Genomic DNA, 13,169 nt, shown 5'->3' with positions numbered 1-13,169 from the left:
TCAATTTGGCCTGGTAGATGAGTTATTTGAACCGGGTCAGGGTTATCTTGCCACTCGTACCTTCATTGACACTTTGCAACCGAAGCTTAATGGCGTGCGTGCAATGCTGCGTGCCCGTCAGCGTGTACTCCAGTTACCTCGCTCGGAATTAATGGATATCACTGAGGATTGGGTGGATGCCGCATTCTGCCTCGAAGAAAAGGATATTGCGTACATGGAAAGATTGGTGCAATTGCAAAATCGCCATACTGCAACAGTATTACGTAAAGTGAGTTAACGTTTTGCTCGTGATCTCATACGTTTACGGGTTTAGATAAGAAGAACCCTGCCGTAAGTAGACGCTTTTCTTCATCAGAATGGCGTCTTCTTTTCGATGTGTTGTGGAGGGGATTAGATACCGTACACAGTAAAATTTAGAGTGCGTTTATCCCTTAACAGAAAGGATTTAGACATGGGAAACGAACGCTATTGACGAGGTCTTGCCTAACATTATGATGAGAGCGCGTCGTATCGGGAGATGATACAACGCGTATTTTTTTAACGCGCGGTCCTTGCCTGATAACGTTTCAACCACCGTTCAAATACGGCTGCGGGCATCGGTTTTGCAAACAAGTAACCTTGCCGTTCGTTGACGCCATTTTTAGTCAGGAAGGCATCTTCTTTTTGGTTTTCCACCCCTTCAGCAATCACCTGCAAATTCAAAGCTTGCGCAACCGCAACGATGGCGCGCACCAGCGATTGGGAAACTGACTGCTTATGAATATCGCGCACGAAACTTTGGTCGAGTTTAATCGCATCAATTGGGAAGCGAGCGAGTTGAGAAAGCGAGGAGTAACCTGTGCCGAAGTCATCTAAATGCACTTGAGCGCCCAGACGACTGAACTGTTGAATCACCGAAAGGGCTAACTCTTCGTTCTCAATCAAACAGCTTTCTGTCAGTTCGACATCAATTGGGCAGTATTCAAAGTTGAGATCTTTAAGCGCTTGCTTCAAGTCGGTGAAGATAGTCTGGTCAGCTAACTGACGCGCAGATACGTTCACCGCGACGCGTAAATTGATGCCTTTATCACGCCATTTCGCGACCTGCTGAACCACACTTAACATCACCCAGCGGCCAAGCGGAACAATCAAACCGGACTCTTCTGCATAAGAGATAAAGTCCAGCGGGGGAATCAAACCACGCTCTGGCGATTGCCAACGCACTAATGCTTCCAGGCTTCTGACTTCACCACGCCAGGTCATTTTCGGCTGATAGTGAATAACCAGTTGATCGTTTTCCAGCGCTTTGCGTAAGTTGGTATCAAGCCACAAGTATTCAAAGACTCGCTGATTCATCTCCGGCGAGAAGACGCAGAACTTGCCGCGGCCACTCTCTTTGGCGGTATACATCGCGGTGTCCGCGTTGCGAATAATGCTTTCACGGTCTTCGCCATGCTGGGGGGCCAACGAAATACCTAAAGAACAACTGGTGTAGACCTCAATTAAGCCGATGCGGAACGGTTGTTTCAGTCGGGTCAAAATACGCGACGACATCGCTTCCAGGCTGGATTGCGAGGTGTCAGTAGCCAGCACAATAAACTCATCACCGCCAAGGCGTGCCAGAATTTGCCCGTCATCAAGGCAACTTAATATCGCTAACGACACCGCCTGTAAAAGCTGATCGCCGAACATGTGTCCATAGGCGTCGTTCACTTTTTTAAAGTTATCTAGATCCAGATAAACGATGCCCACCTGACTTTCAGCGCGCTTATCTATTGCGGAGGTAATCAGGTCATTGATGGCATTGCGATTGGGGAGGCCGGTAATCGTATCTGTATTCGCCAGTACACGCAGACGTTCTTGTGCGCGGCGTTCCTCGGTAATGTCAGTACCTGAACAAATCAGATAGATTTCGTTCTTGCCGCTGCCACTGTGGACGAATTTATTGCGGAATAAAAACAACCGCTGGCCTTTACAGGTTTTTATCCAGCGTTCGACTTCATAAGAGTTACCGTTGCGAAAGAAGCCGCTAATATTGCGTTTGGATGCGGCGGCTTCATTGCGGCTCATGAATAATTTAAACACGTTTTGACCAATGACTTCTTGTTCTTTAAGGCCCGTGTATTCTTCACTCAAGCGATTAAAACGCTGAATATTCCCTAATCTGTCGAGAATGACGATAACTGAGTTCGCCTCAGAAACCACCTGTTCAGCAAAAGAGAGACCTTGCACTAAATCACGCGCAACAGAAGGGGTGTCATTCCATGCCGAAGCCGAGCCTGCCCACTCCTTTTTTGAAACTTTATGTCCTACCAGATGCACAGAAATTTTACAGCCAAACAACGAAATTGACATGCTTACGCTTGAGGTAATCACCGTCATTTGGCGAATTTGTTCTGCTTGTTCAGGATCCAACGCGATGACTTGGCTAATATCTGAATCTTCGCTGGCTGCTAATTGCAGCGCATTGCTGTCGCTTGATAAACGCCAATATGGGCTAGTTGTCCCTAAATAACGGTAGAGCAGATTCTGCTCCAAATCGTCTTGCATGCTCTCTCCTGAACCCGGCCAACATATCGTGTCAGTCTGATATTTATATTAGTAATATAAACCGATCTCAAAGCGTCAACAGTATGTTAAAGATATTGTTTTTGCAGAATATCTGAAAAATCTGAATCTTTGAGCTAGATTGGCAGTTTTTCGGGCGTCATAGCAAGCAAAAAAAGTGTCATAACGCTAATCATTTCCCTGTTGTTACTATTACCCAGGGTTCATTCGTCAGAAAAAAGCTCAAAAAAAAAGCTGAACATAGGTTCAGCTTTTAAGGATACTTTTTAAACTTGTCGTCAAATGGCAGGGCGAGCAATCACGCTACGCGTTTCCATACGCACTTCTGCGACGGTCACATCAATCACATCAGTCACTTTGAATGCGACTTCGCCTTTGATTTGAACGGTGCCACTTTCCTGGCTGCAAACCAGCTCATCACGAACAGCATGCAGGAACGGAGCAGGGATAAAGGCTACTGCACCGTTATCAACCAGACGAACACGCATACCACCACGGCTGACATCAATGATTTCGGCAGCAAAACGGCTATCTGTTCCTGCTTTGTCACTGAGGAAGCGAGCATATAACCAGTCACCGACATCACGTTCTGCCATACGGTTCAGGCGGCGGCGTTCTACCATCTGTACGGTCGTTTCTTCCTGCGGACGTGCTGCGGTTTCACCTTTGATGATCGCTTTTAACAGACGATGGTTGATCATATCGCCGTATTTACGAATGGGTGAAGTCCAGGTCGCGTAAGCTTCGAGGCCAAGACCGTAATGCGGGCCAGGCTCGGTGCTGATTTCAGCAAACGACTGGTAACGACGAATGCGGCTGTCCAGGAAACCGGTTGGTTGTGCATCGAGCTCACGGCGTAGCTTGCAAAAACCGTTCAGGGTTAACACTTCTTGCGCGTCAACATCCAGACCATGGCCTTGCAGCATGGTTGCGAGTTGTTCGATATTTGCCGGGTCAAAACCGGTATGGACGTTATAAACGCCGAAACCGAGTTTCTCACGCAGCACAAGGGCCGCGCAGACGTTGGCGGCAATCATTGATTCTTCAACGATGCGGTTCGCGATACGACGCGGTTCAGCGACGATATCCAGTACTTCGCCTTTTTCACCCAATACAAAGCGGTAATCAGGGCGATCTTTGAACACCAGCGCATGCGTACGACGCCATTCTGCACGGTTCAGGCAAACGCGTTCCAACAGACGGATTTGCTTAGCAATAGCCTCGCCTGGTGGCTGCCAGTCGCCTTTTTCTTCCAGCCAATCGGAAACATCGTCATAAGCCAGTTTGGCTTTTGATTCGATAGTGGCCACGAAGAAGTTAATTTGAGAGTCAATCGTCCCGTCTTGCGCGATAACCATGCGGCAAGCAACAACCGGGCGTGTGACGTTTGCACGTAATGAGCACAAATCGTCAGACAACTCGCGTGGTAGCATCGGGATGTTAAAGCCCGGCAGGTAGTTGGTGAATGCGCGAACTTTAGCGATATCGTCAAGCTTGCTGCCTTGGGCAATCCAGGCAGTAGGGTCGGCAATAGCCACGGTCAGTTGCAAGTTGCCATCGGCCAGTTCTTCTACGAACAGCGCATCATCCATATCTTCGGTGCTGGCGCTATCAATGGTGACGAAATCCAGAGCGGTTAAATCTTCTCGCACCAGGCCTTCATCCAACATTTCTGTTGCCACGCCGTTAGGCGCTTCGCGTTCCAGATTGTGACGTGACAGCGTCACCCACCATGGAGCCAGATGATCGTCACTAAAGGTGATGAACTGGGTCAATTCAGCGAAGAAACCCCGGTCGCCTTTAAGCGGGTGGCGCTTCATTTCGGCAACGGCCCAGTCACCATTCTGGAAATCATGCGTCACATTTCGATCGGCACGACACTGAATCGCATCGCGTAATAACGGATGGTCCGGCACGATAGACAGACGGTCGTCTTTACGTTGTATACGGCCAACAAACCGGCTGAGGAACGGTTCGATAAGCTCTTCTGGCTCAGCGGTTTCGCGGTCCTTGTCGGTATGAATCACCGCGCTCACGCGGTCACCGTGCATCACTTTTTTCATCTGCGGAGGCGGAATAAAGTAACTTTTCTGGGAATCCACTTCGAGGAAGCCAAAGCCTTTTTCCGTGCCTTTTACCACGCCTTCAACGCGTGGTGTTTGGGAGTGCAGTTGCTGTTTAAGCTGCGCGAGCAGCGGATTATCCTGGAACATGTTTTTTAGTTTTCGTGGCCAAAAGAGCGGCTGACAGTTTTACGCGAAACCACCCTTTGCAGCAAGTGATGATTAGCGTAAAAACATGGAATACACAGTGTCTAGCTGGCATTTCCCAACCCGATTTTTAGTCGGTTCAACCAGTCGTATAGCGCTGAACTTATCAGTAATCGCAACACCTCATCTTTGCTAAAACCCTGTTCGAATAAGGGTTGAAGCTGTGCGGCGCTGAAACTACCTGGTGCGCGAGTTAATACGCGCACGGCCTGAATAATCGCGCGTTCATTAGGATGATTGTGACTCCATGCCTGTAATGCGCGTTCCCCATTGCGTATGGCCTCAGGCAGACCACTTTCTCCATGCCAGTTCGCGGCAGCATCGCTAAAACAACTGACACTCCCGTTTATACGCGCCGTCAGCAAGTTCACCAGCACGAAGTCGTCACTGGTTTGTCCATTATTGGGCGGGAGTAACAGGCTGATCAGCTGACTCAGTACAGAAAGCGGCTGTGCATCGTGCGCAAGCAGCCAGCTTATCGGGTATAAAACGCTTTGTGACAGACTTTGGTTCACAACGTCCAGTTGCTGAGTATTCGCGTAGCGTAGCTCGACAGGGGGTAATCCTGGTTGCCACGATTTATTACCCTCAAGGAACAACTCCGCACTGGCATCTTGTTGGGTATCAAGTCCTGGAAGCCAGCGAACGGGTAGACCCTGAAGCGCCTGGAAGATGGCAATCACGCGCGCCTGAAAGCCGATAAACCCGATCAACTGGTTAAATGTCACCATGTCATTGACCGAGAGAGCGACTTCATCAAGCTGCTGGCGTGAATTATCATCAATCAAGGTTGGCTGGCTGGCTAATTGGCGAGCGTACTGGGTAATTTGCGTCAGGCGGCGATTGCTTTCGCGGGAGGAGTCCGGCCCGGGTTGTGGGGCAAGGCGTGCCGCGTAATGGTTGCACAGTCGCTGAACGCCATACACTTGCGCAACCGTCAGTGCGGTACTCAACCGGTCATAACTACTCAGCGTATGTAAACGGGTGACAGGGCTATTTTCAGGCAGCAAACATTGTGCGGCGTCGCGGGCCACAGAAAGCCAGGCTGCTTCGGTTGCCTGTTGTTCGGCACTCAATTCTAAGTCCAGTAAAAATCGGTCTTCGAGGTAAGCGGCCTCGGGAACTAACGGTAATACGGCATCGCTGCGGCTGGACTGAGTTTCATGATACCAGTGGCCTTTGCCAGAGATTCGGCGTTGTTCCATGGTTGTTCCTTGGTCAAAGAGTTTATACCCTTCATATCGAATTATTGTGGGTATACAAGCCCGGATAAAACACCTGACGGCTTGATTCGCTGCTTTATCCTGGCGTAAGCGCGTGAGTCGACAAAAGAATGATCGGTGATAATAAATATCGGAAAGGTATAACTAAGGAAAAATTGTTGTGTAGAGAGATTAATGAGAGGGGGAGAGAAGTGGGGGAAACGGGGCAGGCGGATGCCCACCCCGTAAAGAACCGAGTTAGGCTTTCAGTTCCAGTTCGTTCATTGCAGCGATGCTAAAACCGCCGTCAACGTGCAGAACTTCACCGGAAACACCGGCAGACAAGTCTGAACACAGGAACGCTGCGGAGTTACCCACATCTTCGATGGTCACGGTACGGCGAATCGGGGTGACGGCTTCGCAATGTGACAGCATTTTACGGAAATCTTTAATACCTGATGCTGCCAAAGTACGGATTGGACCGGCAGAAATGGCGTTAACACGCACACCTTCTGGACCCATAGCATTTGCCATGTAGCGCACGTTCGCTTCCAGAGAAGCTTTAGCAAGACCCATAACGTTGTAGTTAGGGATGGCGCGCTCAGCACCCAGGTAAGACAGAGTCAGCAGAGCAGAACCTGGATTGAGCATTTCGCGGCAAACTTTAGCCATCGCGACAAAGCTGTAAGAGCTGATGTCATGAGCGATTTTGAAGCCTTCACGGGTCACTGCATTCACGTAGTCGCCATCCAACTGGTCGGCTGGTGCGAAACCGATAGAGTGAACGAAACCGTCAAACTTCGGCCAGGTTTTAGCCAGCTCAGCAAACATTGCATCGATGCTCGCATCTTCAGCCACGTCACACGGCAGTACCAGGCTTGAACCCAGATCAGCTGCGAAGCCTTCAACACGGCCTTTCAGTTTTTCATTCTGGTAAGTGAAAGCCAGTTCAGCACCTTCACGGTGCATCGCCTGTGCGATACCGTAGGCAATAGAGAGTTTACTGGCGACGCCAGTGATCAGAATGCGCTTACCGGTAAGAAAACCCATAGCTTTGAATCCTTATAGTTTCTGCTAATTTTATGACTTTAAAATCACTAAGTTACAATTGATTAGTCACAATTTTTCAACACGAAAGTGAAATTATATCCCACTCAGCACCTGTTGTATCACCTTATTTTTACGACGCTGACTGACTGGTTATCACGTCGCCAGAGGTCGGAACAGCCAGACCATGAATTTCGTACTACCCTTTAGGGGATAATTTTTGTCTTCTGATCACCCCAGGTGGAGATTAATGATGAAGATTAATATCGCGACACGGGTAGATGCGCCCGTTGAGAAGGTTTGGCAAGCGTATATCGATCCGGAAGCCATCAAGCAGTGGAATACCGCATCCCCGGATTGGCACACGCCGACAGCAGCAGTTGATTTTCGTGAAGGAGGGCCATTTTCATTTCGTATGGAAGCCAAAGACGGCAGCATGGGGTTTGATTTTGAAGGTGTTTACACCCGCATCGTGCCGCATGAATTAATCGAATATAAGTTTGGCGATCGTGAAGCGAAGGTCGAGTTTACACCAGTTGATGGGGGCGTTGACGTGCGTCTGGAGTTCGATCCTGAAGACCAATACCCCGTTGAGCACCAAAGGGACGGTTGGCAGGCGATTCTGGATAATTTTGCCCGCTATGTTGAGGCTAAGTCATAAGATTTGCAGGGAGGATAGTTCTATCTTCCCTGCAATAGGGCTTATTGCGTCGGATAAGCGAAATGTCAGATGGCAGTAACAATTACCGATCTTTGCGCCACGCATCAGCCTTCAGGGGCTCGCCAAAGTGACTGGCAATCAGGCGTTTGGTCAAGTCGTGAAGTGGGGAGGCGAGAACATCGGCAGTGCTACCGCGTTCCACCACTTCGCCCTGATGTAACACCAATACCTGGTCGCTGATGTGTTTCATCATGCCAATATGCTGAGTCACATAAATATAGGCAATGCCCTGTTTTTCCTGAAGTTCTAACATCAGGTTAATCAACTGAGAACGCATCGACATATCAAGAGACGCGAGTGCCTCATCGGCAATAATGACTTTCGGACGCAGTATTAATGCGCGGGCCAGACCCAAACGCTGTTTTTGCCCTGGGGCAAGCATGTGCGGGTAATAACTGGCGTGGTCGGGAAGCAACCCCACCATTCTGAGCGTCTCGATAATCTGCTTCTGCCGCGCTTCTGGCTCAAGGTCAGTGTTCAAACGCAGCGGGAAATCCAGGATCTGTGAAATGCGTTGGCGAGGATTCAGCGAAGTGCTCGGATCCTGGAAAATCATGCGAATATGCTGGCTACGGTAGGTATAGTCACCGTATTGCAGCAAATGGTCATCAATGACCATTTCGCCCGTGGTTGGCTCCACCATTCCGGCTAGCATTTTTGCCAGCGTGGATTTACCTGAACCGTTCTCACCAATGATTGCCAGTGTTTGTTTTTCACGTAAGGTGAAACTCAACGGTTTTACCGCGTCAACATGCTGACGATGAAACAGGCCAGTTCGGTAACGAAACGTTTTACTTAAATTACGAACTTCGAGTAGCGTTTCGACCATTACTGACTCTCCATATTCAGCGGGAAGTGGCAGGCATAAAGATGTGTTTTCGCCCCAGTCAGGCGCGGTGTTTCGATACATTCGCGTTGCGCATAAGGGCAACGCGGCCCAAGTCGGCAGCCCATCGGTAATTGTTCCAGTAAAGGAATGCCACCAGGCATAGTATTCAGGCGGCTTTTATGCGGCATTGAACGACCAAAGTCAGGAATGGCACGGATAAGCGCCTGAGTATAAGGGTGATGAGGTGTGGCAATCAGTTCTTCACTGGGTGCGCTTTCCACTGTTTGCCCACAGTACATGACGTTAATTTTATCCGCCCACTGGCTCAGCATCTGTAAGTCGTGGCTGATCAGCAATATCGTCGTATTGTTGTACTGATTCAGGCGCGTCAGCAATTTGAAAATCTGCAATTGCGTGGTGGGTTCCATGGCGTTTGTCGGCTCATCGGCAATCAACAAACGTGGCTGGTTTGCCAGCGCAATGGCGATCATCACCTTCTGGCACTCACCATCCGTCAGTTCATACGGATAGCTGCGCATGGCATCTTTATGATCTTTAATCCCAACACGGTGCAACAACTCAATGGCGCGACGTTTGCGCCAGCCAAAGCGTTTCCAAAAGCGGCCTTTATAGGTCCAACGGGGGATGTTTTGCATCAGTTGGCGACCCACGCGTTCTGACGGATCAAGACACGATTGCGGTTCCTGGAAGATCATCGAAACGTTATGGCCAACCAATCGGCGGCGCTCACGTCCGCTCAGGCGTAACAAGTCGATGTCATCAAAACGCATACGGTCTGCAGTGACGCGCCAATTGTCTTTTGTGACACCACAAATGGCTTTCGCAATCAGGCTTTTACCTGAACCAGATTCACCCACCAAACCGCGGATTTCCCCTTCATTCAGGGTCATGCTGACTCGGTCAACGGCTTTGACCCAACCTTCGGAAGTTCTGACTTCGATGGTCAGATTTCGGATATCAAGTAATGGCATTATTGCACCCCCGCATTGATTGCGCGGCGTAATCCGTCGCCCAGCAAATTGACCAGTAATACACTGATCATTATAGCTCCGCCGGGCAGCATCACGGTCCAGGGAGCGACATAAATCAACTCCAGTGCATCACCCAACGTCGCACCCCATTCAGGTGAAGGAAGCTGGGCTCCTAAATCGAGAAAACCTAACGCAGCAATATCGAGAATTGCCATCGACAGCGCGCGGGTGATTTCTGTTATCAGAATGGCGGCGGTATTAGGCATCACCGCAAACCACAGAATATTGAGCGTTGAAGCGCCATCCAGGCGAGCGGCGACCACGTAATCTTTTTCTAGTTCGTCATGCACGGCGCTATAAACCGAACGCACCATACGCGGCAACAGCGCCAGCCACACCGCAAACATGGCATGAACCAAATGTGGTCCGACAAACGCCACCACGATGATTGCCAGCAGCAGGGAAGGAATCGACAACAAGGTATCGAGAATGTGATTAAGCACCGCCGAGCGCAGACCGTGTGTCGCACCTGCAAGGACACCCAAAAGAATACCGAACACGACAGCGGCCAATGTCACCACAAACGCACCGCCAACGGTGGGAGCGGCCCCACTTAACAAACGGCTTAATACGTCGCGTCCAAGATCATCGGTACCCAGGAAGAACGAAACATCACCATAACGCGACCAGGATGGCGGTAACAACTGATAGCCAAGGAATTGCTGGTTGATACCATAAGGTGCAAAAACGCTGCCGAATACACACAGCAACACCAATGCCCCACAACCATACAGGCCAATCATTGCCGTGGTGTCGCCGTAAAATTTTCGCCAGGTCAGTCGTAGCGTACTCGGCGGTCGCTTCTCGCGATAGACGCTATCGTAAGGCATACCATTCCTTATGTGTCAGTGGGTTAGCCATAGCACCCAAAATATCGGAGATCACGTTCACGATGATAACCAATGAACCTATGACCATTACGCCCGCAGAAATCGCAGTGTAGTCTTGTTGACGAATGGCATTAATCAGCCAGCGTCCAAGACCTGGCCAACTGAACACAACTTCGGTGATCATCGCCAGCGTTAACATGGTTGAAAACTGCAAACCCAGGCGTGGGATAACAGGAGGAAGCGCATTGTGTAGCACGTGGCGATGCAGAATGGTGAGTCGCGATAATCCGCGAGTCGCCGCGGCTTTAATGTAATTTTGGTCAAACACGTCAATGGTGCTGATACGCATTAAGCGCACCACTTCGGTGGTGGGGGCGACGGCCAGTGCCGCGACCGGTAAAATCATGTGGCGTATGGCACTGATAATCATCTCATCGCGATACGGGGAGTCCGATAGCCAAGCGTCGATCAATGCAAAACCGGTGACAGACTTCACCTCATAGAGCAAATCGAAACGCCCTGAAACGGGCAACCAGCCTAATGTCAGTGAGAAAAACATCGTCAGTAATAGCGCAAACCAGAACACCGGAATCGAAAAACCAATCAGCGCCAGAGCACTGATAAGCCTATCCTGCCATTTGTTATGCATGACTCCTGCCAGCATTCCCACAGGAATACCGATTAACAGTGCCAGACCAAAGGCCAGTAAACACAGTTCCATGGTGGCCGGGAATACCATGCTCAACTGTTCGTTTATCGATTGGCCATTAATACTCGATACGCCGAAATCCCAGTGCAGAATACTTTCAAACCAGAACACCCATGCGTTCCACATCGATGCACCTTGCAACGGTGCGTGCGGAGTGAAGTAATTGAGGCTAAAGCCAATAAAGGTCAGAAAAAACAACGTCACCAGCAATAACAGCAGGCGGCGCAAGGTATAGATGATCATGGTTTTTTCACCTCAACATTTTCACGGGAAACCCCGGCAAACGATGCGTTACCAAACGGACTTAGCACCAGCCCTTTAATGTCGTAGCGATAGGCTTGCAGGCGCAGCGATGATGCCAGCGGCAGCACCGGCAACTGTTTTGCCAGAATATCCTGCGCTTCACGATAAGCCTCAATACGTGACGCCAGTTGTTGAGAAGACAACGCTTTTTGTAGCACTTCATCAAATTGAGGGTCACACCAGCGAGCATAGTTGGTCTGCGAACGAATAGCCGCGCAACTTAACATTGGGCGGAAGAAGCTATCCGGGTCGTTACTGTCAGTCGCCCAACCCGCAAGGGTGAGATCGTGGCTCATGTCCATCAAACGCGCTTCCTGGAAGCGGCCTTCCACCGGCACGATAATCACCTTTACACCAATTTGCGCCATATCAGCCTGAATAAGCTCAGCGGTTTTCAACGGACTTGGGTTCCATGCCTGCGAACTGGTCGGCACCCACAAGCGCAATTCCAGGTTATTGAGCCCCATGGCTTTTAATTGCTCACGGGCTTTACGGGGATTGTACTCGGTGATTTCTGCGTCGCTGTCATAAGCCCATGATGCACGGGGCAAAATAGACGCGGCAGTCTCAGCTGTGCCATAGTAAATCGACTGCATCAGACGCTGATTGTTAATTGAAAGCGCCAGCGCATGGCGCACAGCCGGATCATTTAAAGGGGCTTTATTGGTATTGAAAGCCAGATAAGCAATGTTCATCCCTGGACGCAAAGTCAGACGTAAACGTGGGTCATCACGCAATATCGTCAACTGGCTGGCGGCAGGATAGGCGAGCACATCGCATTCGCCGGTGATCAGTTTCGATAAACGACCGGTACCGCCAGAGCCCAAATCCAACACCACTTGCGGCATTAATGGTACACCGCGCCAGAATTTAGAGTGGCGTGCCAGGCGAATATATTGCCCGGAACGGTATTCGCTAATCTGGAATGGGCCTGTGCCAACCGGTTCGCGATCCATCATCTCTTTTTGATCAGATATAGTCAGTTTCGCGGCGTATTCCGCTGACATGACAGATGCGTAATGCGTCGCCATATGCCACAGGAAAGACGCATCGGGTTTCTCAAGGCGAAACTCAATCGTATTGTTGTCCAGTTTACGGATACTTTTTACTGAGTCAGGGAACTGAAGGCTGTCAAAATAAGGGTAGTTACCCCCGTTTACGTTGTGCCACGGGTGGTCACGGTTAAAAACACGCTGGAAACTGAACACCACATCATCGGCATTGAGTGGGCGAGTGGGTTTAAACCACGGAGTGGTCTGGAACTGAACGTTTTGGCGTAAATGGAAACGATAAGTGGCGCCGTTATCGAGCACTTCCCAGCTTTCCGCCAATTCTGGCATAAGTCGGTAAGTATAAGGATCAACGTCCAATAACCGGTCATATAACTGTGCGGCAAGAGTGTCTACAGTCAAACCGCCGCTCGCCATCTGCGGATTAAAGGTGTTGACCTGACCACTGACACAATAAACAAATCCGCTGTTACGGATATCTGCTGGCTTTGGGACCGGTGATGCCGCTGGCGGTGCAGCAAAAGCTACGCCACTCAGGCAGCTAACTGCCAGTAACAGGGAAGATACAATTGCGCGCATAAGTTTTTGAGTTTTCACGGGTGATAGCCAAAGTGTATCGTACTCTTGAGGGCTTCCCAAAATATGTCAG

At 50.0% G+C, this 13,169-nt stretch carries 10 protein-coding genes and 1 pseudogene; 2 read left to right on the top strand and 9 right to left on the bottom strand.

The window, feature by feature from the left end; genetic code table 11:
• A pseudogene (locus VJY99_RS17260) lies at positions 1-277 on the top strand (enoyl-CoA hydratase); the annotation flags it as partial.
• Positions 278-537: 260 nt separating this feature from the next.
• Here the strand turns inward: VJY99_RS17260 and pdeR are convergent.
• From pdeR to fabI, 4 genes are all read right to left on the bottom strand, one after another.
• Entirely contained in the window at positions 538-2,529 is a 1,992-nt protein-coding gene (pdeR, locus tag VJY99_RS17255; RefSeq protein ID WP_324120669.1) for a cyclic di-GMP phosphodiesterase, read from the bottom strand.
• 296 nt (positions 2,530-2,825) lie between these two features.
• On the bottom strand, positions 2,826-4,760 hold the full coding sequence (locus VJY99_RS17250; protein ID WP_324120667.1) for an exoribonuclease II: 1,935 nt from the start codon (positions 4,758-4,760) through the stop codon (positions 2,826-2,828).
• Positions 4,761-4,861: 101 nt separating this feature from the next.
• Complete coding sequence (locus VJY99_RS17245) at positions 4,862-6,022, bottom strand: CMD domain-containing protein (protein ID WP_324120665.1); 1,161 nt, start codon at positions 6,020-6,022, stop codon at positions 4,862-4,864.
• A 255-nt stretch (positions 6,023-6,277) separates the two neighbouring features.
• The gene (fabI, locus tag VJY99_RS17240; RefSeq protein ID WP_324120663.1) at positions 6,278-7,069 is read right to left on the bottom strand and encodes an enoyl-ACP reductase FabI; all 792 of its coding nucleotides are present in this window, start codon (positions 7,067-7,069) and stop codon (positions 6,278-6,280) included.
• 247 nt (positions 7,070-7,316) lie between these two features.
• On the opposite strand from fabI, the gene VJY99_RS17235 reads away from it, so the two are divergent.
• Positions 7,317-7,727, top strand: coding sequence for an SRPBCC family protein (locus VJY99_RS17235; RefSeq protein WP_324120661.1), 411 nt, complete (start codon positions 7,317-7,319; stop codon positions 7,725-7,727).
• 82 nt (positions 7,728-7,809) lie between these two features.
• Here the strand turns inward: VJY99_RS17235 and sapF are convergent, their stop codons facing one another.
• The 5 genes from sapF to sapA are packed head-to-tail and all read right to left on the bottom strand — an operon-like array spanning position 7,810 to position 13,099.
• Positions 7,810-8,616, bottom strand: coding sequence for a putrescine export ABC transporter ATP-binding protein SapF (gene sapF, locus VJY99_RS17230; protein ID WP_324120659.1), 807 nt, complete (start codon positions 8,614-8,616; stop codon positions 7,810-7,812).
• Positions 8,616-9,608 (bottom strand): putrescine export ABC transporter ATP-binding protein SapD, encoded by a 993-nt coding sequence (sapD, locus tag VJY99_RS17225; RefSeq protein WP_324120657.1) that lies wholly within the window; start codon positions 9,606-9,608, stop codon positions 8,616-8,618. Before sapD ends, sapF begins: the two co-directional genes overlap by 1 nt.
• Entirely contained in the window at positions 9,608-10,498 is an 891-nt protein-coding gene (sapC, locus tag VJY99_RS17220) for a putrescine export ABC transporter permease SapC (RefSeq protein ID WP_324120655.1), read from the bottom strand. The genes sapD and sapC overlap by 1 nt, the downstream gene beginning before the upstream one ends.
• A complete protein-coding gene (sapB, locus tag VJY99_RS17215) occupies positions 10,485-11,450 on the bottom strand; it encodes a putrescine export ABC transporter permease SapB (RefSeq protein WP_324120653.1) in 966 nt (321 codons plus the stop codon). The genes sapC and sapB overlap by 14 nt, the downstream gene beginning before the upstream one ends.
• A complete protein-coding gene (gene sapA, locus VJY99_RS17210) occupies positions 11,447-13,099 on the bottom strand; it encodes an ABC transporter substrate-binding protein SapA (protein ID WP_324120652.1) in 1,653 nt (550 codons plus the stop codon). Before sapA ends, sapB begins: the two co-directional genes overlap by 4 nt.
• Positions 13,100-13,169 lie beyond the last annotated feature (70 nt).

This window comes from Buttiauxella sp. (genome assembly GCF_035271705.1).
Lineage (GTDB): Bacteria > Pseudomonadota > Gammaproteobacteria > Enterobacterales > Enterobacteriaceae > Buttiauxella.
This window is presented reverse-complemented; position numbering and strand designations above follow the sequence as displayed.

Excerpts from the sequence above, each read along its gene's own strand:
- VJY99_RS17250 (WP_324120667.1), bottom strand. The coding sequence starts at position 4,760 with ATGTTCCAGGATAATCCGCTGCTCGCGCAGCTTAAACAGCAACTGCAC.
- sapF (WP_324120659.1), bottom strand. The coding sequence starts at position 8,616 with ATGGTCGAAACGCTACTCGAAGTTCGTAATTTAAGTAAAACGTTTCGT.
- sapD (WP_324120657.1), bottom strand. The coding sequence starts at position 9,608 with ATGCCATTACTTGATATCCGAAATCTGACCATCGAAGTCAGAACTTCC.
- VJY99_RS17235 (WP_324120661.1), top strand. The coding sequence starts at position 7,317 with ATGATGAAGATTAATATCGCGACACGGGTAGATGCGCCCGTTGAGAAG.
- VJY99_RS17245 (WP_324120665.1), bottom strand. The coding sequence starts at position 6,022 with ATGGAACAACGCCGAATCTCTGGCAAAGGCCACTGGTATCATGAAACT.
- pdeR (WP_324120669.1), bottom strand. The coding sequence starts at position 2,529 with ATGCAAGACGATTTGGAGCAGAATCTGCTCTACCGTTATTTAGGGACA.
- sapB (WP_324120653.1), bottom strand. The coding sequence starts at position 11,450 with ATGATCATCTATACCTTGCGCCGCCTGCTGTTATTGCTGGTGACGTTG.
- sapA (WP_324120652.1), bottom strand. The coding sequence starts at position 13,099 with ATGCGCGCAATTGTATCTTCCCTGTTACTGGCAGTTAGCTGCCTGAGT.
- sapC (WP_324120655.1), bottom strand. The coding sequence starts at position 10,498 with ATGCCTTACGATAGCGTCTATCGCGAGAAGCGACCGCCGAGTACGCTA.
- fabI (WP_324120663.1), bottom strand. The coding sequence starts at position 7,069 with ATGGGTTTTCTTACCGGTAAGCGCATTCTGATCACTGGCGTCGCCAGT.